Here is a 24,868-nt window from a genome sequence, read left to right as displayed (position 1 = left end):
GGCATGCTGCCGGTTGTTCCCCCACCTGCTTCATGTCATTGAAGGTGAAGAGGCCTGCCTGCCGGGTTTATAAAACCCGGCCATCCTACTTCATTTTACAGGGCTGGGCAACAGTTCTGAGCCGGGAGAAGAGGAAGGTCAGGAGCTTGGGGGAATGGTCACGGTGAAGAGTTCGGGGGTGGCTCCGATGAGGTTCACCCCTTCGGGGAGGGTGATGGCGGCCCGGCGGACAAAAATGCCGGTTTTAAGGCTCTGGGTGTCGATGACGGCGGTGACGCCCTGGCCCGTTCGCAGGGCCTCGACCAGTCGGGAAGGACCCGTAACATCAATGTCTACCGTCTCGGGGATGACAGACACCTCTCGTGGTTCGTTGAGGCCGGGGGTTACGGGGACCCCTTTGAGGCGGAGGGTGGTGGGGATCTCTTCCACCTGAATGAGCACGGTAAACAGCTCTGGGGCATAGGTGAGAGAGGTTTGGTTGGGTTTTTCAGCGGAGACCACCCGTTTGATTGGCGCGGTGGCCCCGGTGACCGACAGGGGCGTGGTCTCGATGACCTTTATTTTTTGAACGGTCTCTAAGGGGCCGGAGACTAGGGTCAAAGCGGGAACCACCGTGATGGCTCCCAGGCGGAATCCAGGGGCGGGCTCTCCTTCCAGCCGGACCCGGACCGGGACATTTCGCCTGGCCATCTTCGCAAGGTGGATCTCAATGTTGGGTGGGGTGATCTCGAGGATTTGAATGGCAGAGGGGCTCGAAAGGCTTGCGACGAGTGGGTAGGCTCCATCCATGTCGGGGTGTTCGGGCAGATTCACCTGGAGCCTGAACAGGTCGGAACGGTTGAGGTCGGCGGGAGAACCGGTGAGGCGTATTTTGGCCTGGGTTTTGGATTGCCTGACCACCACATAGCCTTCGGGGACCCCGGTCACCTCAATGGGGGAGACCAGAGTCTGTTCGATTCTCCGGAGCTGTGGCAGGACGAGGGTCCCAAGGAAAACCAGGGCAAGAAGGGCAAGGCCCCCCAGGACGAGCCGGGGCAGATATCTCCGTTCATTTTTTTCCTCAGGTGTCACCATTGACTCCATGGATCAGCGGGTGCGTGCGATGGTCTCGAGATGAAGCGGGGCTGCCATAAAGAGAGGACGGACCCGCTGTGGGGCTATCGAGCCGTTACGATGGCGTCCATGATGCGGACGGTGGTGGCCGTCGATTTGACGTCATGGACACGGACAATGTGGGCGCCACCCAGGATGGACGCGGAGACCGTGGCCTGTGTGCCGAGCTCAAGCTCCTCCAGGGTGGCCGCGTGACCTCCCTCCTCAAGGATTTTGCGAATGAAGGATTTTCGTGAGGTTCCCATGAGAATGGGGACCCCAAGCCCTTCCAGATTCTTCAGGTGTTTCATCAGGGTGTAATTGTGACCGACGGTTTTACCGAAACCGATGCCTGGATCCACGATGATTTTTTCCCGGGCAATGCCTGCGGCCTCAGCGTTCTTGATGGATTCGATCAGGTAGGCGGTGACCTCCCCGACGGGGTCTTCGTAAGAAGGGTTGGCCTGCATGGTGCTGGGAGCGCCCTTCATGTGCATGAGAACCACGGGCACATCGAAATCGGCGACGACTTTGGCCATCTCCGGGTCTCCGGTCAGGGCTGTGATGTCGTTGATGATGGCCGCACCGGCTTCAAGGGCGAGTCTTGCCACCTCGGATTTGACGGTGTCCACGCTGATGGGCACGTTGATGTGTTTCACGAGCTCTTTGACCACGGGCACCACGCGCCTGATCTCTTCTTCAACGCTGACCGATTTGGCATTGGGGCGTGAGGACTCCCCCCCGATGTCGATGATGTCGGCCCCCTCTTCCACCATTTGGCGGGCTCGGTTGATGGCGTGCTGTGCGTTAAAGAATTTTCCGCCGTCAGAAAAGGAGTCCGGGGTGACGTTCAGGATACCCATGATACAGGTACGGTGGCCGAGGGTGAGGTGGTGATTTTTCCAGGAGATGTCGAAGGAAGTCATACGCGGAGGGTCCTTTCGCCCCGTGGGGGGGGAAGTACAGGGCAGGGGGTGTCACGGGGCGAAAGGCGCCCCGTGACGTGGAATAAGCATCGAACTAAACCGTCTCTTCAGGTTCGTCTTTGGTGTCAGACTCCAGGATCACCTCTTCGGGGGTCTCGGACTCGTCGCCGGTGTCGAGGCGGTTGGAGAGGAGAACGATTCCGGGACGCATGGTGTAGATGAGATCATCGAGCTCTTTGCCCATGATGGTCTCTTTGTCCAGGAGCAGTTCGGAGAGGGCGTGGAGCACATCGAGATTTTCAGTCAGAACCTCTTTGGCCTTGGCATAGCTGGAGGTGATGAAATTTGTGACCTCTTCATCTATGCGCCGGGCGGTATGCTCGGAGTAGTCTTTGTGCTGGGCAATCTCTCGACCGAGGAAGACGTGATCCTCCGTGTTTGAATAAGAGAGGGGTCCCATATCACTCATGCCCCAGTCGCGGACCATTTTGTTGGCCAGGCCGGTGGCCTGTTTGATGTCGTTGGAGGCACCGGTGCTGATGCGGTTGAAGATGAGCTCTTCCGCCACACGCCCACCGTAGGCCACAGAGAGTTCGCTGACGAGCTGGTCTTTGTATTTGAAGTCCCGCTCTTCCGGGAGGAACCAGGTCACCCCGGCGGCTCGGCCTCTGGGGATGATGGTGACCTTGTTTACCGCGTCGGTACCGGGGAGGAGCCGCGCCACCAGGGCATGGCCCGCTTCGTGGTAGGCCGTGGTTTTTCGGTCCTCTTCCCTGATCACCTTGGATTTGCGTTCAAGGCCCATGTACACCTTGTCTTTGGCGTCTTCAAAGTCCACCATACGCAGTTTCTCCTGATCGCGTTTGGCGGCCAGCAGGGCCGCTTCGTTGACCATGTTTTCAAGGTCCGCACCGGAAAAGCCGGGGGTCCCTTTGGCCAGGTTCAGGGCATGGACATCGTCATCCAGAGGGGTTTTTCGCATATGGACTTCGAGAATCTGTTTTCGACCGTTGATGTCGGGCAGATCCACGACCACCTGGCGGTCAAAACGGCCCGGCCTCAGAAGGGCCGGGTCAAGGACGTCGGGGCGGTTGGTGGCGGAGATGAGGATGACCCCTTCGTTGCTTTCAAAGCCGTCCATCTCCACGAGGAGCTGGTTTAAGGTCTGTTCCCGCTCGTCGTGTCCCCCGCCGAGGCCGGCACCGCGCTGGCGGCCCACGGCGTCGATCTCATCGATAAAGATGATGCAGGGCGCATTTTTTTTGGCCTGGGCGAAGAGATCTCGAACCCTGGAGGCCCCGACACCTACGAACATCTCCACAAAGTCAGAGCCGCTGATGGTGAAGAAGGGGACCTCTGCTTCTCCGGCCACGGAACGGGCCAGAAGGGTTTTACCGGTACCCGGAGGGCCCACAAGGAGAACACCCTTGGGGATTCGACCCCCGAGTCGGGTGAATTTTTTGGGGTTGCGGAGGAAATCAACCACCTCGGTCAGTTCCTCTTTGGCTTCTTCAATGCCGGCCACGTCACGGAAGGTGATCCGCTCACGGTCTTCGGAGAGGAGGCGGGCTTTGCTTTTGCCGAAGCTCATGGCTTTGCCGCCGGCTCCGCCCTGCATCTGCTTCATAAAGAAGATCCAGATTCCGATGAGAATGATCATGGGCAGCCAGGAGGCGACAATCGAGACCAGCCAGTGTGCTTCCGCCGGTGGTTTGGCTTCAATCATGACGCCCTTGTCCCGCAGGGTGGGGATGAGCTGGAGGTCGTCGGGAGCAAACACCTTGTAGGAGGTGTTGTTGCTCGCTGTGACCAAAAGGTCTTGATTTTGAATGGTGACTCGGGTCACGTTCCCGCCCTCGACCTGGGCAATAAATTCAGAGTACGGGACGGTCTGGCCTCCGGGCTGATTCTGATTGAAGATGTTGTACAACATGATCATCATCAGAATGATTACCAGCCAGAGAGAGAGATTTTTATAAAATGGGTTCAAGAAATGGGTCCTCCATGATCTTTCGTCATCGGTTCATCCCTGAATTCAGCGCAGGGTTACCATCATATTAATCATCATTGCAATTTAGGCAAGGCATAATCCAGCGTATGGGGGGGGATTTATCCTTTTTTATATTTTTGAAGTACGATTTCAAGGGCGGGGTACCCCGGTGGTGGAGCGGTTGCAGCCGCATCCAGTCTGTATCCCGCGACCCACAGGATGTCCTCTTTGGATACCACCAGAGGAATTTGTGACCGCATGGGGCCTTCTACCTGGCAATCGGCCAAAAAGCGACCGATCTTGCGACTGCCCTGGCCTCCCTCGGGCCGAAAGCGATCTCCGGGGCGGGTATTGCGTACAGTTATAGGAAAGGCCGCGGCTTCGGGTGCGAGGAAGACACGTTGGACGTCCCGGCTTAATGAGAGGGCGGCCGGGGTACGGGTACAGCGAAACAGCAGCTGATCCCCGGTCTCGGTGATGGTCAGGTTGAGAGGGCGTGTTGGGGTGGGGCGGTCTATGGTGTAGGCGAAGGGAGGCGTTTCCGCAAGAAGGGCGGGGCGTCGCTTTCGCAGGTTTTCTGTTTCAAGCTGGAGGTGAAGGCTTCCCCGGGTCAGGACACCGCGAAGTCCGCGGGTGAGGTCGATAGAGCGGCCGGCGCGGCCCTGCTTCAGGAGGAGCGAAAGATTTTCTATGTGGGCCGTGGTGAGGGTCCGGGTGGACCCGCAAAGCGTGGCCACAGAATGTCTCAATACCCGGTTTCGAGCGGCGGGATGGAGTGTGAGGAGTTTTGGGGCTGAGAGCTCAAGGTGCGGTGCCTCGTGGCAGAGGAGGCAGTCGGTGTAGAGCGTTTCGGTCATCTCCTGGAGCCAGGCCTCGTCATCTCTTAAAAGGGCGGCGGTTCGTGCCAGGGTGTCGACGGTGGAAGGGTTGAAGGCGCTTTCCATGAAGGGAATCAGCCGGTGACGGACCCGGTTTCGGGTGTAGGTTGTGTCGCTGTTGGTCTGGTCGGTGACATGGGTGAGGTCGCGGGCGGTGAGCCAGGCGGTGATCTCTTCCCGGGAAAGAGTGATCAGGGGGCGGATGATGCCGCTGGCCGTCACCGGTTCCATGGCTCCAAGGCCCTTGAGGCCGGAACCGCGCAGCAGGTTGAGCAGCAGTTGTTCGGCCATGTCCCCTTTGTGGTGGCCCACGGCAATGCGCCGGGCTCCGCAGGAGGAGGCCACTTCATGGAGAAAGGCATGCCGGGCTTGCCTGGCAGCCTCCTCCAGGCCGATTTGGGTGTTATGGGCCAGGGCAGGGACGTTGACGGTGTCGGTATAATACGGAAGCGACAGAGCCCGGGCGGCCTGGCTTGAAAAGAGCTGGTCCCGGTCTGCGGCCTCGCCCCGGATGCTGTGATTCAGGTGGGCCACGGAGAGGGTGAGGCCCAGCCTGGGGGCCAGCTCATGGAGGCTGTGCAATAGGGCCATGGAGTCGGCGCCCCCCGAAAGGGCCACCAGGAGATGGTCACCTGGGGCGCACATGGCGTGATCTCTCAGGGTGGCGTGGACTTTGTGGACCAGGGTTGTCTGTGGGTGTCGGGTCATGAAAAGGGCGTTGCCTGTTCTTTGGTTAGGGGCTGCCGGGTGCAGACCAGAGTTTCGGGTGCCGTCGCGGAGCGTGTGGATGACAGGGGATGGGGTGCCGTTTGCTTTTGTCATCCACATGAATGAGGGTAGAATACCCCCCGGCCGGTGTCAACCGGGGATGGGGGAGGCAGGTCGATGCTGGCCGTGCGCGGTGGGTATACAAGATTGGATATAAAGGGGATATAAAACAATGGATGCGGGGTGTTAAAGGTTGCCTTTGCCTCCATTGATTCCCTTGGACCTCACTTTTGAATAAAAAGGGGGTTGAAAAGGTCCTTCGTTCAACGTATATGTAAACCTCCTGGCCGTGTCTTGCCGACCGGCCGCCATGCAACAGCCCCGCTTGAACCGTGTCAGATCCGGAAGGAAGCAGCACTTAGGGATGTGGTCTGTGTCGTGGATCGATCCCGGTCGGCGGATGCGGTCAGGTTTTTTTTTAGTCTCACTTTCCTTCCTTGCCCCTGTGAACGCCCCTCTGGCTCTTTATTCTCCCATCTTTTGCTTAAACACCCCATTGACAACTGATTAATACGTATTATTTTTTTTTCGAATCGCAAGAATCATGTGATTCGTGAATGGTTTCGGCAAAAAAGTCCGACTGTTTGTCCTTCAATGATATCCGGGTGGTTGACCCGGTCCAAACTGCGTGGCCCCGAATCTTCATATTCATGGGAGTGTGAACTGGCTGCTTGTGAAACGCAACCATCCGTAAAGACAATAGGATGGTTAATCGAATGAACCCTTTCAGGTGGTTTCACAGCGTGCGGCGGAGTTTTTTGGGCTTGAGAGAATCAGGAGTGAACATTGGCCAAGAAGCGTCAGAACGATACAGAAGAAAAGAGTGTGGAGCCTGGAGAAGAGACTGTTATACCGACGGAAGAGGTTGGGGAAACGGTCGTCGAAGAGGTGGAAGCTGAAGGGGTGGAAGCCGAGCCGGTGGTGAAAAGTCCCGAAGAGCTTCTGGAAGAGAAGGTGAAGGCGGCTGAGGCCAAGGCGACGGAGAATTATGATCGCCTGCTTCGGTCCACCGCCGAATTTGATAATTACAAGAAGCGTTCCGCTCGGGAGTTTCAGGAGTCGAAGAAGTACGCCAATGAGGCGTTTATTAAACAGCTTCTTCCCGTCGTGGATAACCTCGAAAGGGCTGTAGAGTCCATTGATGACGGGGTCGATGAGTCCCGACAGAGCGTGATTGAGGGGGTCAAAATGACCCTGTCTGAAATAGTTAAAGTGTTTGATAAGTTTCACCTCAAGCCACTGGAGTCTGAAGGCAAACCCTTTGATCCTAATTTTCATCAGGCGGTGATTCAAGAGGAGACCAACGAGGTTCCCGAGAATACCGTGGTGAAAGAGATGCAAAAAGGGTACCTGCTCCATGACAGGCTTATTCGCCCGGCCATGGTGGTCGTCTCTAAGGCGGCTGCAGAAAATGCAGGTGAAAATGAAAAGGCCGAGGCTGAATAGACGACGTCCCGGGCTATACACATCAGAACAGTTATTCAGAAAAGACTTATTTGGAAGCCTGCTCTCGGATGCACAGGCATGGAGGAAAAAATGGGCAAAGTTATTGGTATCGATCTGGGAACAACCAACTCGTGTGTCGCGATCATGGAAGGTGGAGACGCCCAAGTCATCACCAACACTGAAGGGGGGCGTACCACCCCGTCTACCGTTGCCGTGGCTGAAAATGGTGAGCGTCTCGTGGGTCAGATCGCAAAGCGTCAGGCCATCACCAACCCTGAAAATACCGTTTTCGGCGTAAAGCGCCTTGTGGGGCGTAAATTTGAGTCCCCCGAAGTACAGCGAGACGCAAAAATTCTTCCCTATGAGCTGAAAAAAGCAGACAACGGGGACGTGCGCATCGATCTGCGAGGCAACCTGCACAGCCCCGCTGAGATCTCTTCTTTTATTCTTGCCAACATCAAGAAGACCGCAGAGGAGTACCTGGGTGAAGAGGTGACCGATGCCGTGATCACCGTCCCCGCTTATTTCAATGACAGCCAGCGTCAGGCCACCAAAGATGCCGGCCGCATTGCGGGCCTGAATGTGCTTCGTATCATCAACGAGCCCACCGCCGCATCCCTGGCCTATGGCCTTGATAAGAAGACCGAAGAGAAGATCGTTGTCTTCGACCTGGGCGGCGGTACCTTCGACGTTTCCGTTCTTGAGATCGGTGATGGGGTTTTCGAGGTAAAATCCACCAACGGCGACACCCACCTGGGCGGCGAAGACTTTGACCTTCGTATCATCGATTTTCTGGCCGACGAGTTCAAACGTGAGCAGGGGATCGACATTCGCTCCGACAAGATGGCCCTTCAGCGCCTGAAAGAAGCGGCTGAAAAGGCCAAGATGGAGCTCTCCACCGCCATGGAGACCGATATCAACCTGCCTTTCATCACCGCTGACGCTTCCGGTCCCAAGCATTTGAACGTGAAGCTCTCCCGTGCCAAGCTCGAATCCTTGGTTGCCGATCTTCTTGACAACCTTTCCAAGCCCTGCGTCACCGCCTTGAAGGATGCCGGTCTTTCTGCCAGCGATATCAACGAGGTGATTCTCGTGGGTGGCATGATCCGTATGCCCGCCGTGCAGGAGCGTGTGAAAGCTATTTTTGGTAAAGAGCCCCACAAGGGTGTAAACCCCGATGAAGTGGTTGCTCTGGGTGCTGCCATTCAGGGCGGTGTTCTCAAAGGCGATGTGGATGACGTGCTTCTTCTGGACGTGACGCCTCTCTCCCTGGGGATCGAGACCTTGGGCGGCGTGATGACCAAGCTGATCGAAAAGAACACCACCATCCCGACCCGTAAGAGCCAGGTCTTCTCCACGGCAGCCGACAGCCAGCCCGCCGTTTCCATCCACGTGCTCCAGGGTGAGCGCGAGATGGCAGAAACCAACAAGACTCTGGGCCGTTTCGACCTTTCGGACATTCCCCCCGCACCGCGCGGTGTGCCCCAGATTGAGGTGACCTTCGACATCGACTCCAACGGGATCGTCTCTGTGTCCGCCAAGGACAAGGCCACCGGTAAAGAGCAGTCCATTAAGATCACCAGCGACAGCGGTCTCTCTGAAGAGGATATTCAGCAGATGGTTAAAGACGCTGAGCTCCACGCGGATGAGGACAAGCAGAAGAAGGCCCTCGTTGAAGCCCGCAACAACGCCGATGCCCTGATTTATCAGACAGAGAAGGCGGTTAAGGAAGTGGGTGAAGGTGCGGATGAAGCCACCAAAGCCGGTGTTGTTGAGATCATCGAAAAACTGAGAAAAGCCATGGAAGGGGACAGCGCTGAGGAGATCACCAAACTCACCGAAGAGCTGACCCAGGCCTCTCACAAGATCGCCGAAGCCGCCTACAAGAAGGCTGCTGAAGAAGGCCAGGCCGGAGCCGAGGGCGCAGCCCCCGGAGCCGCACCCGCCGACGACGATGTCGTGGACGCCGACTTCGAAGAGGTCAAAGAACAGAAGTAAGATCAGGGCCTGCTCCGGCAGGCCTGTGACAGAATAAAAAAACCCCGCCTTTTTTTAAAAAAGGGCGGGGTTTTTTGTTGGGACAAAAAGATCAGGGTGCGTCTCGGATCATGGGTCTCAGCCGTCTCTTCACCTATACAAGATAGCTGTCCACTTTTTGTGGACGAATCGTCAGTAAATAACATCTGCTTATGGGGCCTGTCCCCAAGCGCGGGGCAAAGTGCATTCGCAACCTGCTTTCAAGGTGGCACACCTTGCCGCCGAAGGCTTTTTGGGGCGCTGAATCGTTCCCTTTGGTCTTTGTTTTTTGGGTTCGAGGGTGGGGTTGGCAAGCAACTTGCTGTAAAGGGTCCAGGTTTCATATCGAATAGCTGGATCGTATCCCACGTAAGGAGAGACAGATGAGTTCGCAAAACGCGCTCGGAATGATTCAGACAAGTGGTGTTATGGGGGCTGAGGAGGCTGCCGCTGCCATAGGTAAGGTTGCCAACGTCACCCTGGTCAGCCGCAGTCAGATGGGTGCAGATTTTGTTGTTCTGATGGTCCGCGGTGATGTGGAGGCTGTCAAGACCGCCATTGATGCCGGTTCAGCCGCGGCTGATCGTGTGGGTGAGTTGCTGACCAGTATCCACGTTGTTCCCTGACGCGGGGAGCTTTCGTGCTTAAACTAACGAACGCTTCGGGGCAGGGGGCTCCTCTTTAAATCTGGAGAAATGATCCCAGATAGAGGATAGTGAACGGGTTTGTTTTTTTATAAAGGGCTTAAGCAGGTTTACAGTCTGATGCTTCGCCTTGTTGGGCCGGATATGGGTAGGGACGAGTGATATGATGGGAGGGGTCAAGTCAGCAGGTTTTGCCGGTGAGACACAAGCAACGCCTCTTACCGTGCGGCTTTTGACCTGGGATGGGTATGCGCCGAGAGAGGTACAGGACGTCTTTATCAAGTGGATGAAGGCAAGGTCTCCTGTAACCGAAAAAGGGGTAGAACGGTTTCTTCATGCCGTTGAAGACACCCCTTAAGGGGAGAGGCTCAGGCGTCTTCTGGAGAGTAAAATCACCTTTAAAATCTTAAACACCAGAGACCGCAACGCCTTTAAATTTTTGTGGGAAGAAGCGATCAAGGCCAGGCCAGAGGCCAGCCAGGGAGAGGGCCACTGATGGAACACCCAGGTCACAGGAGAAAGCAAAATTCTCTCAGGACAGAATTCACCTACGCCCTTTTTATCGTGCTGGCGGTTACCTGTAATATTGTCACCATGATCGATTGTTATATGGTCTATGTGCGTAACACCCGCATGCTGGAGAAAAAAGCGGAGACCACCATCGAACAGGCGGTCGAGACGCTGGTGCAACCCATCGGGTCTTCCGACGTGGCCTTTGTGCGAAAATTTGCGGACATCCTTGCCAGCGATCGCAGTCTGATTCATATTGCCGTCTATGACGAGCAGGGAAAGGCGCTGGTCACCCATGACCGGGACAGTCAGAAGCTCTTCAAGGCCAGTATGAAATGGGAACTGGAGCGTCCGGTTCGCCTGAATGGCAAGGAGATCGGCCGTATCGCCATGACCTTTACCAATCGAGATGTCTGGACCCTCACCCAGCAGATGATCTTCTCGGATTTGATCATTATGTTTTCGGCTCTGTTTGCGGTGGTGGGGACCACCTGGCTTTTGCTGAACCGTCGGATTTTAAAACCGCTGGGGGTCATGGAGATGGCTTTTCATCAGATCTCAGCCGGGGACTACTCGCGAAGGGTGAGCTTAAGCAGGAACAACGAGCTCTCGGGCATCGCTGAGGAATTTAACACCATGGTGGCGCAGGTGGCCTTAAGGGACAGCCAAATCAGGGAGAGTGAAACCAATTACAGGAACCTTGTTGAAGGCACCACGGACATCATCTTTCGCACCACCTTGGACGGCAGCCTCATCTACATGAATCAGAACTTCGAGAAGAAGACGGGGTTTCATGTCTCCGACTTTTTGGGAAAGCCCTTCTTTGATCTGCTCGCTTCCGGCTACACAAGGGCCTCTTTTGAGCTGCTGAAACAGGGGGGGCTTGCCGAACGGACCAACCTCCATGAAATTCAGTTGGTGAAAAACGATGGCACCCTGATCTTTATGGAGTTAAACATTACCCTTCAGGAAGGGGTGGATGAGGCCCCCATGGGCACCATGGGTATTGCTCGGGATATTACCTGGCGTAAGCGTACGCAGGAGGACCTTAAAAAATATGAACAGATGGTGGCCGCCTCCAGCGATTGCATGTGGCTCACCAATGAGAGCCTGACTATCCAGGCCGTGAACGAGGCTTACCTTACGGCCAACGGCCGGGAACGTGCTGAACTCATTGGCCGGCCCGTGGTGGATGTCATGGGCGTGGACTTTTATGAAGCCAATGTCAAACCCCATCTTGAGGGCTGTCTCAAGGGGAAGACCGTTCGGCACAGGGACTGGGTTCGGTTTGCCAACCGGGGCCTGAAGTTCATCGATTCGACCTTCTACCCCAGCTTTGACGCAGAGAACAAGGTGAGCGGGGTCTTGGTCAACGAGCGAGATCTGACCAACCAGAAGACCCTGGAGACCCGGCTTCAGCAGTCCCAGAAGATGGAGTCCATCGGCACCCTGGCCGGTGGCATTGCCCATGACTTTAACAATATTCTTGGGGCCATTATCGGATATGCCGAGATGATCGAGATGTTTGATGTCGAGGAAGACGAGCGGGTGGCTGTCCGCATTGGACATATTCTCAAAGGCGCGTACCGGGCCCGGGAGCTGGTGGAACAGATCCTGACCTTCAGCCGCCATGGTGAGCAAGAGAAGAGCGTCATCAGGCTGTCTCCTCTTTTGAAAGAGAGCCTCAACTTCCTTCGCGCCTCCATCCCCTCGACCATTGCCATCAAAGAGGAGATCGACTGCCCCAACGATGTGGTGCTGGCCAACGCGACCCAGGTTCATCAGGTGCTCATGAATCTTTGTACCAATGCCTCTTATGCCATGAGCAAGGAGGGGGGGACCCTGTCTGTCTGTCTTGACGATATCCACGTCGAGATTGCAGAGGCCCGGCAGCTTTCGGGTATTTTGCCCGGTCCCCATGTGAGGTTAACGGTGACGGACACCGGGCCGGGGATGGATCCGGAGGTGATCGGTCGCATCTTCGATCCCTTTTTTACCACCAAGAAGACCGGGGACGGCACCGGTATGGGACTTGCCGTGGTGCACGGCGTGGTGAAGAACTTTAACGGGACCGTCACCGTTCAGTCGGCTCCCGGTGAGGGGACCGTCTTTAGTGTGCTGATACCCGCAGCTGAAGAGGGCCGCTCCGAAGAGGAAGAGGAGACGCGTGCCGTTGTCTCACGGGGCAACGGAAAGATTCTCTTTGTCGATGATGAAGAGGAGCTGGTGAACTTTAGCTCGGAGATTTTAAGGCAGCTGGGCTACGATGTGGTCGCAGAGACCAGCAGCCTTCGCGCTCACCGCCTTTTTATGGAGGCGCCGGAGGCATTTGATCTGGTGATCACAGATCAGACCATGCCGGAGATGACCGGTTACGATTTGGCCCGGGAGATGCTGGTCCTCAGGCCCGATCTTCCCGTGGTGCTCTGCACCGGGTTCAGCTCGTCAACACTTGAGGAAGAGGCACTGAGGTCTGGAATACGATGCTTTATGAAAAAGCCCATCGGGGCTCGTCAGTTGGCCGACCTTGTGAGTCGAATAATGAATCGTGTGCAGGCAAGGCCCTGCGACTGGACGTAAGGTCCCGATCTATGGTTTTTAATCTGTCCGGGACTTGGATTTTACGGAGTCATCAGGTGAAGGGGTAAAGACGATGGCCAATGTATTGATCATTGATGATGATCTTGAGATGTGCACCATGCTGCATGATCTCGTTCTCCATGTGGATCATGAGGCGACCCATGTGCAGACCCTGTCGAAGGGGTTGCCCATGGCCCTCTCCGGGCGTTATGACGTGGTCTTTCTCGATGTGAGGATGCCCGACGGCAACGGTCTTGAGGTGATGAAAGAGATCCTTGAGATCGATTTTCCCCCGGAGATCATCGTGATGACGGGGATGGGGGACTCAGACGGAGCCGAGAAGGCCATACGCAATGGGGCCTGGGACTACATTCAAAAACCTCTGTCTCCCAAAAAGATTATTCAGCCCTTAAACCGTGTGCTTCAATACCGCGACAACATGCGAGGCGTCAATCGCCCAGCTGCCGGCCTTAAACGTTCGGGGATTGTGGGAGAGAGCCATCAAATTCAGGAGTGCCTCAACGCTGTTTCCAAGGCCTCAAAGAGTCTTTCGAATGTTTTGATCACCGGCGAGACAGGGACCGGTAAAGAGCTCATTGCCCGCGCCATTCATGTCAACAGCCCTCGCTCGCGCCATCGGTTTGTGGTGGTGGATTGCGCGGCCCTGCCTGAAAACCTGGTGGAGAGCGCTCTTTTCGGACATGAAAAGGGCTCTTTCACCGGGGCGGATAAAGCCTCCGAAGGCCTGGTGATTCTGGCTAACGGGGGGACCCTCCTTCTGGATGAGGTCGGGGAGATGAGTCCGAATCTTCAGAAGGTTTTTTTACGGGTTCTTCAGGAACGGCGGTTTCGGCCTGTGGGGGGCAAAAAAGAGGTGGACAGTGATTTCCGCCTGGTCGCCGCTACCAACCGAAATCTTCCTGAGATGGTGAAGCAGGGGCTGTTCCGGGAAGATCTTCTCTATCGATTAAATACCATCTCTCTTTCCCTGCCTCCGCTGCGGGAGCGCTTAGAGGATCTGCCCTCTCTTGTGAAACAGCTCAGCAGCAAGGTCTATCAATCTTTGGGGATCAAGCCCAAGCTCATCTCCCAGGATTTTATCTCCGCCTTGAGCAGTTACCACTGGCCGGGCAATGTCCGGGAGCTGGTGAATACCATGGAAGCCTCCATCAGTGAGGCTCTCTACGAACCGGAGCTCTTTTCGAAACATGTTCCTGAAAGGATTCGGATCTCCATGGCCCGCCAGGCGGCCTCGTCTGTGTTTGAAACAGGTCTGAAAAAAGAGGCCCCCATCAGGTTGGCCTCGGTTCCAGGTGAGCTCCGGGGGGGGGATGTTCCGGTGCCCTCCATGGCTGCCGGAGAGGCCACCGGGGAGCCTCTTCCTTCTTACAAAGTTTACCGGGAGGCGGTGGTCAACAAGGCGGAGAAGCTCTACCTTCAAAAGCTGATGCGATCCACCCATGGCAACATCAAAGCGGCCTGCTCCCTGTCGGGGCTCGGACGCACCCGGCTTTATACCCTGCTTAAAAAACATGCGGTGGACCGTATGGGGTGGAATGTGTCCTGATTTATTAACATGGCGCAATTTGGTCATCGTTTCGGCTGTGATCTTGAAAAAAACCTGAAAAAGACGGGCTGAAAAGAATCGCCGCACTCCGGTGCGGCTTTTTAGTTCGTTGTTCCCTCGCCGCATCGGAATATGGCGCAGCCAGAAACCCGTGCTGCGATTTATCTCCGTCTGTCTCTTCTCTTCCCTTCTCATGTTCCCCGTTAAGGCGGAAACCATGTCCTTGGCCGAAAGATGATCAAGGCCGATCATCCCTTTTCGGACAAGAGTTCAATAAAAGTGGATACAAACCTTCTATAACCGGACGTCTTTATCTCCTGTTCTGCCTTCCTCTCTCCCTGTGGTTTATAACTCGCCTTAATTCCTTCTTTAAATATTGCCTTCCTCCGTTGGTACGTATTTTGATTACTGACTCAGGCACCTCCCTCTTGCCGGAGGCTGGTTTTAACACGAGAAGGAGAAGCGCACGTGAATCTGAGTAGCAAGATCGGCGATAAGGTCTTTACCTTTCAATCGGTTTGTGAGGTCCTGGCCAAAGCCAACAACGAGAAGTCCGGTGATGCCCTGGCCGGCATCGCTGCAGAGTCTGCCACGGAGCGTGTGGCAGCCAAGCTTTGTCTGGCCAACCTGCAGTTGAAGGACATTTATGAACATCCCGTCATCGCCTACGAAGACGATGAGGTGACGCGGGTGATTTATGACGACCTCAACACCACCCTCTATGAAAAAGTTAAAAACTGGAGCGTGGCGGAGCTCAGGGAATACATCCTCAAGAGCCGAAGCCAGGAGCAGCTTTTAAACACCGCTCGGGGTCTTACCAGCGAGATGGTTGCAGCGGTGGGAAAACTCATGTCCGCCATGGACCTGGTGTACGCCAGTCGGAAGATCAAGGTATCGGCCCACTGCAATACCACCATCGGCCTTCCCGGGACCCTTTCCTATCGAATTCAGCCCAACCACCCCACCGATTCCATCGAAGGAATTCTTACCTCCCTGAAAGAGGGTCTCTCTTTTGGTGCCGGTGACGCCTGTATTGGTGTCAATCCCGTGGAAGACAACGTGGAAGGGTACAAACGCGTGATGACGGCCATCTCTGATTTCAGAGATAAATATGCCGTCCCCACCCAGTGTGTGGTTTTGGCCCATGTCACCACCCAGATGCAGGCCCTCAGTCAGGGGGCTCCGGTGGACTTGATGTTCCAGAGCCTCGCGGGCACCCAGAAGGCCAATGACGCCTTTGGTATCTCTGCCGACATGCTCAGCGAAGCCCGGGATATGGCCCTTCGCCTTGGCACCTCCACCGGACCCAACGTCATGTATTTTGAAACGGGGCAGGGTTCGGAGATTTCCCTTGGCTGCCACCATGGCGTCGATGAGATGACCCTTGAATCTCGCTGTTACGGCCTGGCAAAGCGCTACAATCCCTTTATGCTCAACAACGTCTCCGGTTTCATTGGACCGGAGACGATCTACACCGGCAAGGAGCTGGTCCGGGCCGACCTGGAAGACCTCTTTATGGGCAAGATGCACGGCATCGCCATGGGGACGGCCCCCTGTTACACCAACCATATGAAGGCGGATCAGGACGACCAGGAACTGGCCACCATGCTCTGCGCCATGGCCGGGTCCAACTTTTTTATGGGGATTACCGGGGGGGACGACTGCATGCTCAACTACCAGGACTGCAGTTTTCATGACGATGCCGCGACCCGTGAGATCTTGGGGTTAAGGCCAGCGCCTGAGTTTGAGCGGTGGATGGAGACGCTGGGTCTCATGGAAGATGGGTGCCTCACCGAGGCTGCGGGTGACGCCTCAATTTTTGATCAATAGGCAAGGAGCGTTAAATCACATGAATGAACAGGAACTGATTCAAAGCGTCATCGGCAAGCTGGTGGCGCAAGGCGTTATCAAGGGTGGCGGGAACACCGGGGTTGTGGCCTCGTCTGCCCCTGCCTGCTCCCGTGTTGCCGAGGGATGCGACCTTGATCCCGTCACCTTATCGCCCATTGATGAGGTGAAGGTGGACAACCCGAAGAACATGGCGGCCCTTGAGGCCATGCGCAAGAGCACCCCGGCCCGTATTTTCATGGGGCGTTGCGGGGCGCGTCAGAGGACTCACTCTTTTCTTCATTTCCAGGCGGACCACGCCGCCGCTGTGGATGCCGTTTTTCTTGATGTCTCCGGCAAGTGCCTTGAGGAGAACGGGCTCTTTGACGTTCAGACCGTGGTCCGGGACAAAGATGAGTACCTCATGAATCCGGAACGTGGCAAGCAGATCAGCGATGAGTCCCAGAAGACCCTCCTTGAAAAATGCACCCGGGGCGTTCAGGTGCAGATCATCGTGGTGGACGGATTGAGCTCGACGGCCATTGAAGCGAACATTGCCGACACCGTCCCTGCTCTGGTCCAGGGCCTCAAGGCCGAGGGTATCGGCGTGGGTGCTCCGTTCTTTATCCGTTACGGCCGTGTGGGCGTTATGGACGAGGTGGGGGAACTTTTGAATCCCGACGTGGTGGTGGAGCTCATCGGTGAACGCCCCGGGCTTATCACCGCCGAGTCCATGAGTGCCTATATGGTTTACAAGCCACATCGCGGCACCATGGAGGCCGATCGCACCATTATCTCAAATATCCATAAAGGCGGAACCCCCCCTGCTGAGGCAGGCGCCCATATGGCGACGGTTGTCAAGCAGATGATGGATTTCAAGGCAAGCGGTGTCGCCCTTTCCAAGGCGATGAAAGGCTAAGAACCCAGGGAAAAGACGATGGCAGACGGATCCAAAATTTCAACACATGATGCCGCCCACATCACCCCTCCGGAAGGGGCGGGGGCCGGAGAGGTGGTGATCAGCGTGGGCATCGACATCGGCACCACCACCACCCAGTGCGTGATCAGCCGGCTTACGGTGAAAAATACCGCCCCCGGGACCCTGGTGCCCCGCATGGAGATCACGGATAAGGAGGTGGTCTACCGAAGCGATATCCATTTCACCCCCATCACAGGGGCGAACCTCGTGGACACCGAGGCGGTCTTTGGCCTCATTAACGGGGAGTTCAGAAAGGCGGGGGTCCAGCCCACGCGCATCGATACCGGGGCTGTGATTATTACGGGGGAGACCGCCAAAAAAGAGAACGCCCGAAGCATTTCAGGTGAACTGGCCGGTTACGCAGGGGACTTTGTGGTGGCTACCGCCGGGGGGAAATTGGAGTCGGTCATCGCCGGTCGGGGCTCTGGGGCAGCGGATTATTCTCGCAGGCACTTTCTCACCGTGGCCAATATCGACATCGGCGGTGGCACGGCCAATATTGGGGTTTTTAAAAGCGGAAAGGCCATCGACAGCTGTTGCCTTAACGTCGGGGGCCGGCTGCTCCGGGTCGACGGGGAAACGGGCCGGGTGGTTCAGGTCACCGAGCCCATGACGTGGGTGCTTGAGGACCTGGGATTCTCATTGGCCGAGGGGACCTCCGTAGACCCGATGACCCTTGAGATCATCTGTCGCCGTATGGCGACGGTGGTTTTAAACGCCTTGAAAGAGACCCCTCCCAGTGGCCTCGAAGCCGCCTTGATGATGACCGATCCTCTGCGCCTCGATTACAAGGTGGACGCGGTGATGATCTCAGGGGGTGTGGCCGACCACGCCTACACCACCTCGCCGTGCGACACCATTGGGGAGATCGCACGTTACGGGGACATCGGCCCCATGCTGGGAAGGCAGGTGCGCCAGGTTTTTACGGGGGACGGGGTGGAACTCATTCGGCCAACTGAGACCATTCGCGCCACCGTGATCGGGGCAGGGGCACAGACCGTGGATGTCAGCGGCAGCACCATCGTGGTGAGTGATGAACGCCTGCCCATGAAGAACGTTCCGGTGGTGATTCCCTTTGGCCGGGAGATTCCCGGGACCCCCGGGGCCATCGCTGAGGCCATTGGGCAGAGTCTTTCAAACCTATACGAGGCCGGGGCCCTTGAGCCCCTGGCCATCGGCATTCAGGGCAATGGTTACCTCTCCTATGCCCGTGTCCAGTCCCTTGCGAAAGGTATTCTTGAGGGCGTCGAACCTCTGATTCGGGCGGGGCACCCGGTGGTGGTGGTGATGGAGCACGACAGCGGGAAGGTGCTGGGGCAGAGCCTTCGGGTCTTAAATCCCTCGGCCCAGGTGATCTGTGTGGATCAGATAGAGGTCAACGAAGGGGATTATATCGACATCGGTCGGTCCATCGCCGGAGGGACCGTGGTACCGGTGGTGATCAAGACCCTGGTGTTTGAGACCCGCCAGGCCTGAATAATGATGGCAGATTGTAATATCTCTTCATAGATATGTTTTTAACCATGAAGAGCTTGAAAGAACGTGAGCAACCCATACCGTTGTGTACGGGAGCATTCGTGAACCTGGGGATGAGCCTTCAAGGAGGAAAGATATGAAAGGGGATGCACTTAAATCCAAAGTGTTGAGCGTGAAGATGATACCCAACGTGGATCAGGCGATGGTCGGGGAACTCACCCTGCCGCCTGAGCACCGCAGCCTGGGAATGCTCACCTGCGATATAGACGACGTGGGGTATACGGCTGTGGATGAAGCCACGAAGAAAGCCGATGTGCGGGTGGTCTACGCCAAGAGTTGTTATGGCGGTGCCGTGAATGCGAATACACGGCTTGCCGGAGAGTTTATCGCCATCCTTTCTGGCCCCAACCCCGCAGAGGTGAAAAGCGGACTCAACGCCGCCATCGATTTCATTGAAAAAGACGCCTGTTTTTACAGCTGCAACGAGGATGACTCGATCTGTTACTACGCCCATTGTATCTCGCGAAGTGGCTCGTTTCTCTCCGGAGAGGCGAAAATTCCTGAAGGCGAGGCCATGGCGTACCTCATCGCCCCTCCCATCGAAGCGGTGTACGCAGTGGATGCGGCCCTTAAGGCGGCGGATGTAAAGATGGCGGTCTTTTATGGCCCTCCGTCTGAAACCAACTTCGGTGGGGCTCTGCTTACAGGAAGCCAGTCCGCCTGCAAGGCCGCGTGCGATGCCTTTGGCGAAGCGGTTCAGCATGTGGCCGACCACCCTTTAAAATATTAGACGGGAGACGCCCATGAAGGGCAAGGCGCTTGGAATCATTGAAACGGTAGGACTTGTTCCCGCAGTGGAAGCCGGAGATGTGGCGGTGAAGACCGCCGATGTCTCCATCATCGGCCTGCAACGGGTGGGGGCAGGCCTTGTCTCTGTCTTGATGGCTGGGGATGTCTCTGCCGTCAAGGCTTCTGTGGATGCAGGCCGTACGGCGGCGGCAAAGCTGGGGACGGTGCGTGCCGTCACGGTCATCGCCCGGAAGGCCGATGGCCTTGACGAGATTCTTATGGACGAAGAGAGACGATTGGTCCGTGTGATCTCGAGCTCGAAGGTAGAAGAAGAGGCCGAAGGTGGCCTGCCCTGCCCCTCAGAGTGTGGGGAGGCCCAAACTCCCGCAGTTCAGGGGGCTATCCCGTTAACGCCAGCCCCCTGGAGCCGCGGGGGAAAAAAACAGGACCCAGGGGCAATCGCCGTTGACTTAGCGGAGCTTAAACGCACCAAGGTCTCAAGGCTCAGGGGACTGGCCCGTCAGATTCCCGCCTTCTCCATTGAAAGGGGCCGGATTAAGTTCGCCAGGAAAAGGGAGCTTCTCGAAGCATTCGAAACCTATATAAAATCATTACCTGATGCATGACGCAAGGGGGCATGTGGGGGCATTTTTTGAAATGTCCGACGTCCCCGTTGTCCATCAATAAACAAAAGAAGAGGATACAGATGGTAGATAAGGATTTACTCTCAATCCAGGAAGCCCGTGCCCTGGTGCGTGCTGCACGTTCCGCCCAGCCTGTTTTACAGGAAGCCGGTCAAGAGTCTGTCGATGCTCTTGTTGAAGCCATTGCCAAGGCAGGGGCTGAAAAGGCTGAAGAACTTGCCATCATGGCAAGCGAAGAGACCGGCTTTGGTAAATGGAAGGATAAAAAACAAAAGAATATTCAGGCCACTGTCCGACTGGTTGAGTACTACAAAGGGATGAAGACCCTCGGAATTATCAGGGATGACCTGGAGAAGAAAATTGTCGAGATCGCCACTCCCATGGGGGTGATTGCAGGGCTTCTTCCCTCCACCAACCCCACCTCCACCACCCTCTACAATGCCATCATCGCCTTGATGAGTGGCAACGCCATCGTCTTCAGCCCCCATCCCGGCGCTGTAAAGTGCATCACGGCCGCCGTGAACCTCGTCAAAGGGGTGCTCAAGGCCCAGGGGCTCCCCGAAGAGCTTGTGGGAGTTATCAGTGTCCCCACCATTGAGGGGACCGCAGAACTTATGAAGCTTACCGATATGATCATCGCAACCGGCGGGGCGGCCATGGTCAAGGCGGCTTACAGCTCCGGGACCCCGGCGCTGGGGGTCGGGCCCGGCAATGTGCCTGCCTTTATCGAACGCAGCGCGGATGTGGATGTGGCGGTGAAGAAGATCCTATCCTCAAAAACCTTTGACAACGGCACGGTCTGCGCTTCCGAACAGTCCATTGTGACGGAAGCCTGTATCGCCGACAGGGTTAAAAAGAGCCTGGTCGCCCAGGGCGCCTATTTTTTAACCGGTGACGCCCTTGAGGCGATGAAGCGCGTGATGGAACGCCCCAATGGCGCCATGAATCCCGCTGTTGTAGGACGGAGCCCCGCCGATCTGGCAAAGATCGCAGGGATTAAGATTCCCGCCGGGACCACCATTTTAGTGGCCGAAGAAGAGGGGATCGGACCCAAGTTCCCCTTCTCCAAGGAGAAGCTCACCTCGCTTTTGGGTTTTTACACAGTCAACGACTGGCAGGAGGCCTGTGAGATCTGCTTTAAGCTTCTTAAAAATGGGGGGCTGGGTCACTCTATGGGCATTCACTCAAACAATGAGACCGTCATTCGTGAGTTCGCGCTGAAAAAACCCGTCTCCCGTTTTCTGGTCAACACCCCCACCACGCAAGGGGCCGTGGGCATCACCACCCACCTGCCGCCCTCTTTTACCCTGGGATGCGGGACGGTGGGCGGAAGCGCCACCTCGGAGAACGTGGGCCCTCAGCACCTGTTTAACATTCGCCGAATGGCCTATGGCCTGGATGCCCCTTGCGCGAAACCCGCAGCAGGAGGGGAGGGGACCCTGGACGTGGAGGCGGTGACCTCCCTGATCATGGACCAGCTTAAAAAGATGAGCGCCGTTCGGTAGTTTTTTGATGATGGCAAACGTAGGGGGAAGCCCCATGTCCCTTCACGGGGCATGGGCTCCCACTTGATACGGCGTAAAGGAGTGAGGCTTAGATGAAGAGGTTGATCGGTGCCGATATCGTCATGGCAGAAGTAAAAGAGGGGGTCTTCTACCTTGATGAGGCGATGATTGTAACCCCCATGGCCCGGGACCTTCTTCGGGATAAAAAGGTGAAGATCATTGAGGGCGTGAAGCCCCGGGATCCCGAAACGAAGGAGGCTCCCCGCGGGGCGCCGGAGTGTATGGATTGCAGTGAGTGCGTCATGGACACCCATGACGTAGCGGCGCTGGAACCCTTGATCCGTCAGCTCGTGGCCGCGAATCTGGCAGGGAACACAAAGGGTTTTCAAAAGACCGTGGACAGTCAAAGCGGTGTCCTCTGCGTCAAGGCGGAGACGGTAAATCCGGCCCCCTTTGACACAGGGAAACCAGGCGACAAGGTGTATATCACCGATGTGGTGAGTCTTGCGGAGAGCCCACGCCTGGGCTTTGGGATTATGGCGATGAAAGAGGGGGCCGCCTTTGACTGGACCCTTAAATACGATGAGGTGGACTACATCATCGAAGGCACCCTTGACATCCTCATCGACGGGCGCAAGGTGACGGCCTCCAAGGGAGATATCCTCTTTATTCCCCGAAACAGCGCCATCACCTTCAGCACCCCGGATGCCACCCGGTTCATGTTCTGCACCTACCCCGCGGACTGGGCCGACCAGTAGCCCAAGGTGAGCCACCTTGAGAGCTGATTTGCGAATGCGTTGTGGAAATCGTCATCTCAGGCTGAAATGCGTCCGCATTCGCGCAGTTTTTGACGGTATGCGTCATAATCGCAGACAGAACGGGGGGGATACTTTGTCGTCAGAACCCTGCTGTTTTCACCCGCATTAACCATGGAAGGCCTTATTTTATCTTACGGCTGGGTGTTCCCCTGGAAAGGGCAGGAATCCATAAAAACTGAACAGATCGTTACAAAGGGTGGCGTAAAAGGTGGTGGGCAGAGACCGGCAGGAGGGGCCGGGTTTTGCCATGGATGGCGGGCGGGTATTTAAGATGCTCATTTCTTGAGCAAAAAGAATACACCATGGATGATGGCATGCATTTTGATACGTAACCTGCTTTCAGTAACCAACATGGGTTGGTCATACGTAATTTACCTCATCTTGTTTGATCGAATTATACAAAAAATTGCCTGGAGAAAAAGATGTTTCAGTCATTAGCAAAGCACAATGGTCATTTGATGAACAGGGTTGACGAATATGGTCTGCTCCCTGATATCAAGTTCGGTTTTGACGCGGTAAAGAAGACCGGTGAAGTGGCCCTGAAGTATGCCAAAAACAAGAAAGCCATCATCATCACCGATCATGCCATTGACGACCTGGGCTACACCGAACCCGTGGTGAAGTCCCTTGAAGAGAGCGGCTTTACCGTTGATGTGTTTGCCCAGGGCGCCATTGAGCCTGTGATGAGCCAGGTCATTGAGGTCTGTGAGAAGGTAGGTAAAGGGGGCTACGGTATCGTCATCGGGTTCGGCGGTGGCAGCTCGCTGGACCGTGCCAAGCTCGCCTCTGCCTTTGCCTCCATGCCCGAAAAGCTTCCCGACTATGTGGCTCCCAACGAGGTGCCGGTTCCCATGGACGGGGTGATTCCCAAAATTCTTATCCCCACGACTTCCGGCACCGGCAGCGAGGCCTCAAACACTGCCGTGGTGATTGCCGAGGGCTGCGCCCTGGGTTCACAGAAGACGTGGGTGGCCGGCGAAGCCATTCTCGCCAATGCAGCCATTCTCGACCCCACCTTCATGGCGAATCTTCCCCCCAGGGTGACCGCTGCAACGGGGCTTGACGCCTTGAGCCACTGCGCGGAAGGGATTCTCTCCAAGCAGGCCAACTCCTTTTCTGACTGCCTCTCCCTTGAAGCGGTGCAGCTTGTCTTCACTAACCTGAGGGCCGCTTACCATCACGGAGAGGACAACCCTGAAGCCCGCTGGAACATGGCCATGTCCGCTATGATCGGTGGCATGGTGATCAGCTTTGGTTGGGTGGCGGGACCCGCGACCCTTGGCCATGCGGCCTCTGAAGGCATCTCCCCCATGCTGAACATGTCCCATGGCGATGCCTGCGGTGTGTTGCTTCCCTATGTCTACTGGTACAACCTGGCCGACGATTACGCCAAAAAGAAGCTGGCCATGATTGCCGAAAGCATGGGGATCGATACCACGGATATGACTCGCCAGGAAGCGGCAGAAGCAGCCATTTTGGAGACATTCCAGCTGATGGAAGATCTGGATGTGCCCACCTCTCTTAAAGATTACGGCATGAAAGAGGAAGACATCCCCTCCATGGCGGAATACATCCTGGAGAGGGCCGAAGAGATGTACTGCATGAGCCAGTACAATCCCCGCAAGGCCACCCTTGAGAACCTGAAAGACTTTTTCCACGTGGCTTATCTGGGAAAGGAAGAACTCAAGAAACGACTCGCTGTCTAAGGGTTCATTAAACGTACGTCCTAAAACTGGCCACCTGAAATGAGACCGGGAATCCCCCTCCCCTTGATGCTCTCGTTTCAGGTGGTTTTTTTTTGCCGCGCAAGGACTTCTTTTTTACCCGTCCGGCTTCGGGTCGCGGGTGTTTCAGTAGATCCCCTGGGGTGCGGCGACTTAGGTCCTGTTGCCGTCGTGAAAGGCCTGTGGGAGGGGCGAGTCTGTTAGGGGTGTTAATTCTCCGTGAACTCAGGGTATAAGGGGGGCAGAGAGCTATTTTCGTGGGTCGAAGGGCTCTCCTCTGTCCCAATATGAAACAGTGTTGGCCTGTGTGTCCATTCAATATTGAGCGTCAAACAAGAGTTATATTCGATTATCATTCTTTGCTTGAATGCAATGGTGGTCTTTCTGTCCTAAAATGGCACAATTCTCTCTGCGCAAATCTCTTTTGTGTTCCATTTCGCTACAATTTCGCAGCTCTCTTGAGGAGATGATTTTATTTTTAATTATGTAACCAGGCAGATGGCCCATAGAAGCGCTTTTATTTCGGGGCGTTAGCGGTGGTGTGCCGATCAAAAAATGACTCAGTACGAAGGGTGGCATAGAAGGTGCATTTATCTGAATTGTTGCTGCCTGTTCACAAGGGGATGCGTATCGCGAATCAGGGTGGCTTGGTCTTAATATTCGTGCATAGAGGTTTTTTGATGATTCAA

General features: G+C 56.0%; 18 protein-coding genes and 1 other RNA gene. 15 read left to right on the top strand and 4 right to left on the bottom strand.

Features of this window, described 5'->3' with window-relative positions:
* Positions 1-138: 138 nt before the first annotated feature.
* The 4 genes from Q1Q75_RS07275 to tilS all read right to left on the bottom strand — a co-directional run bounded on the left by Q1Q75_RS07275 (position 139) and on the right by tilS (position 5,594).
* Positions 139-1,071, bottom strand: coding sequence for a CdaR family protein (locus Q1Q75_RS07275; RefSeq protein WP_300668709.1), 933 nt, complete (start codon positions 1,069-1,071; stop codon positions 139-141).
* Between the two features lie 86 nt (positions 1,072-1,157).
* The gene (folP, locus tag Q1Q75_RS07270; RefSeq protein ID WP_300668707.1) at positions 1,158-2,018 is read right to left on the bottom strand and encodes a dihydropteroate synthase; all 861 of its coding nucleotides are present in this window, start codon (positions 2,016-2,018) and stop codon (positions 1,158-1,160) included.
* 94 nt (positions 2,019-2,112) lie between these two features.
* On the bottom strand, positions 2,113-4,008 hold the full coding sequence (gene ftsH / locus Q1Q75_RS07265) for an ATP-dependent zinc metalloprotease FtsH (RefSeq protein WP_300668706.1): 1,896 nt from the start codon (positions 4,006-4,008) through the stop codon (positions 2,113-2,115).
* Between the two features lie 119 nt (positions 4,009-4,127).
* Positions 4,128-5,594 carry a tRNA lysidine(34) synthetase TilS gene (gene tilS, locus Q1Q75_RS07260; protein ID WP_300668705.1) on the bottom strand — a complete coding sequence of 489 codons (1,467 nt, stop codon included), beginning with the start codon at positions 5,592-5,594 and terminating at the stop codon, positions 4,128-4,130.
* 365 nt (positions 5,595-5,959) lie between these two features.
* Here tilS and ffs point away from each other — a divergent pair.
* The 15 genes from ffs (at position 5,960) to Q1Q75_RS07185 (ending at position 24,161) form a co-directional block, all read left to right on the top strand.
* Positions 5,960-6,042, top strand: an RNA gene (gene ffs / locus Q1Q75_RS07255) — signal recognition particle sRNA small type.
* A gap of 398 nt (positions 6,043-6,440) precedes the next feature.
* Positions 6,441-7,100 carry a nucleotide exchange factor GrpE gene (gene grpE, locus Q1Q75_RS07250; RefSeq protein ID WP_300668703.1) on the top strand — a complete coding sequence of 220 codons (660 nt, stop codon included), beginning with the start codon at positions 6,441-6,443 and terminating at the stop codon, positions 7,098-7,100.
* Between the two features lie 90 nt (positions 7,101-7,190).
* Positions 7,191-9,098 (top strand): molecular chaperone DnaK, encoded by a 1,908-nt coding sequence (gene dnaK / locus Q1Q75_RS07245; protein WP_300668701.1) that lies wholly within the window; start codon positions 7,191-7,193, stop codon positions 9,096-9,098.
* 401 nt (positions 9,099-9,499) lie between these two features.
* Positions 9,500-9,742, top strand: a complete 243-nt coding sequence (locus Q1Q75_RS07240; protein WP_300668699.1) for a BMC domain-containing protein — start codon at positions 9,500-9,502, stop codon at positions 9,740-9,742.
* A 181-nt stretch (positions 9,743-9,923) separates the two neighbouring features.
* Positions 9,924-10,118: a hypothetical protein gene (locus Q1Q75_RS07235; RefSeq protein ID WP_300668698.1), complete on the top strand. Its 195-nt coding sequence runs from the start codon at positions 9,924-9,926 to the stop codon at positions 10,116-10,118.
* Between the two features lie 137 nt (positions 10,119-10,255).
* Entirely contained in the window at positions 10,256-12,850 is a 2,595-nt protein-coding gene (locus Q1Q75_RS07230; protein ID WP_300668696.1) for a PAS domain S-box protein, read from the top strand.
* 73 nt (positions 12,851-12,923) lie between these two features.
* Positions 12,924-14,417 (top strand): sigma-54 dependent transcriptional regulator, encoded by a 1,494-nt coding sequence (locus Q1Q75_RS07225; RefSeq protein ID WP_300668694.1) that lies wholly within the window; start codon positions 12,924-12,926, stop codon positions 14,415-14,417.
* A 468-nt stretch (positions 14,418-14,885) separates the two neighbouring features.
* Complete coding sequence (locus Q1Q75_RS07220; protein WP_300668692.1) at positions 14,886-16,247, top strand: ethanolamine ammonia-lyase subunit EutB; 1,362 nt, start codon at positions 14,886-14,888, stop codon at positions 16,245-16,247.
* Between the two features lie 19 nt (positions 16,248-16,266).
* The gene (eutC, locus tag Q1Q75_RS07215; RefSeq protein WP_300668691.1) at positions 16,267-17,163 is read left to right on the top strand and encodes an ethanolamine ammonia-lyase subunit EutC; all 897 of its coding nucleotides are present in this window, start codon (positions 16,267-16,269) and stop codon (positions 17,161-17,163) included.
* Positions 17,164-17,181: 18 nt separating this feature from the next.
* The gene (locus Q1Q75_RS07210; protein WP_300668690.1) at positions 17,182-18,699 is read left to right on the top strand and encodes an ethanolamine ammonia-lyase reactivating factor EutA; all 1,518 of its coding nucleotides are present in this window, start codon (positions 17,182-17,184) and stop codon (positions 18,697-18,699) included.
* Between the two features lie 136 nt (positions 18,700-18,835).
* Entirely contained in the window at positions 18,836-19,489 is a 654-nt protein-coding gene (eutL, locus tag Q1Q75_RS07205) for an ethanolamine utilization microcompartment protein EutL (protein ID WP_300668688.1), read from the top strand.
* A gap of 13 nt (positions 19,490-19,502) precedes the next feature.
* Positions 19,503-20,114, top strand: coding sequence for a BMC domain-containing protein (locus tag Q1Q75_RS07200; protein ID WP_300668687.1), 612 nt, complete (start codon positions 19,503-19,505; stop codon positions 20,112-20,114).
* An 80-nt stretch (positions 20,115-20,194) separates the two neighbouring features.
* On the top strand, positions 20,195-21,637 hold the full coding sequence (locus tag Q1Q75_RS07195) for an acetaldehyde dehydrogenase (acetylating) (protein WP_300668686.1): 1,443 nt from the start codon (positions 20,195-20,197) through the stop codon (positions 21,635-21,637).
* Positions 21,638-21,729: 92 nt separating this feature from the next.
* Positions 21,730-22,395 carry a hypothetical protein gene (locus Q1Q75_RS07190; protein ID WP_300668685.1) on the top strand — a complete coding sequence of 222 codons (666 nt, stop codon included), beginning with the start codon at positions 21,730-21,732 and terminating at the stop codon, positions 22,393-22,395.
* Between the two features lie 482 nt (positions 22,396-22,877).
* Entirely contained in the window at positions 22,878-24,161 is a 1,284-nt protein-coding gene (locus Q1Q75_RS07185) for an iron-containing alcohol dehydrogenase (protein ID WP_300668684.1), read from the top strand.
* The last annotated feature ends 707 nt before the right edge of the window (positions 24,162-24,868 follow it).

Origin of the sequence: Desulfoluna sp., from assembly GCF_030145185.1 — a bacterium.
Classification (GTDB): domain Bacteria; phylum Desulfobacterota; class Desulfobacteria; order Desulfobacterales; family Desulfolunaceae; genus Desulfoluna.
Note: the sequence above shows the minus strand (reverse complement) of the source record. Positions and strands in the feature narration are given on the sequence as shown.

Bases quoted from the DNA above. Each gene is read 5' to 3' on its own strand.
- Q1Q75_RS07200 (WP_300668687.1), top strand. From the start codon at position 19,503: ATGAAGGGCAAGGCGCTTGGAATCATTGAAACGGTAGGACTTGTTCCC.
- Q1Q75_RS07235 (WP_300668698.1), top strand. From the start codon at position 9,924: ATGATGGGAGGGGTCAAGTCAGCAGGTTTTGCCGGTGAGACACAAGCA.
- Q1Q75_RS07190 (WP_300668685.1), top strand. From the start codon at position 21,730: ATGAAGAGGTTGATCGGTGCCGATATCGTCATGGCAGAAGTAAAAGAG.
- Q1Q75_RS07230 (WP_300668696.1), top strand. From the start codon at position 10,256: ATGGAACACCCAGGTCACAGGAGAAAGCAAAATTCTCTCAGGACAGAA.
- Q1Q75_RS07240 (WP_300668699.1), top strand. From the start codon at position 9,500: ATGAGTTCGCAAAACGCGCTCGGAATGATTCAGACAAGTGGTGTTATG.
- tilS (WP_300668705.1), bottom strand. From the start codon at position 5,594: ATGACCCGACACCCACAGACAACCCTGGTCCACAAAGTCCACGCCACC.
- eutC (WP_300668691.1), top strand. From the start codon at position 16,267: ATGAATGAACAGGAACTGATTCAAAGCGTCATCGGCAAGCTGGTGGCG.
- Q1Q75_RS07210 (WP_300668690.1), top strand. From the start codon at position 17,182: ATGGCAGACGGATCCAAAATTTCAACACATGATGCCGCCCACATCACC.
- Q1Q75_RS07195 (WP_300668686.1), top strand. From the start codon at position 20,195: ATGGTAGATAAGGATTTACTCTCAATCCAGGAAGCCCGTGCCCTGGTG.
- Q1Q75_RS07225 (WP_300668694.1), top strand. From the start codon at position 12,924: ATGGCCAATGTATTGATCATTGATGATGATCTTGAGATGTGCACCATG.
- Q1Q75_RS07185 (WP_300668684.1), top strand. From the start codon at position 22,878: ATGTTTCAGTCATTAGCAAAGCACAATGGTCATTTGATGAACAGGGTT.
- eutL (WP_300668688.1), top strand. From the start codon at position 18,836: ATGAAAGGGGATGCACTTAAATCCAAAGTGTTGAGCGTGAAGATGATA.
- folP (WP_300668707.1), bottom strand. From the start codon at position 2,018: ATGACTTCCTTCGACATCTCCTGGAAAAATCACCACCTCACCCTCGGC.
- dnaK (WP_300668701.1), top strand. From the start codon at position 7,191: ATGGGCAAAGTTATTGGTATCGATCTGGGAACAACCAACTCGTGTGTC.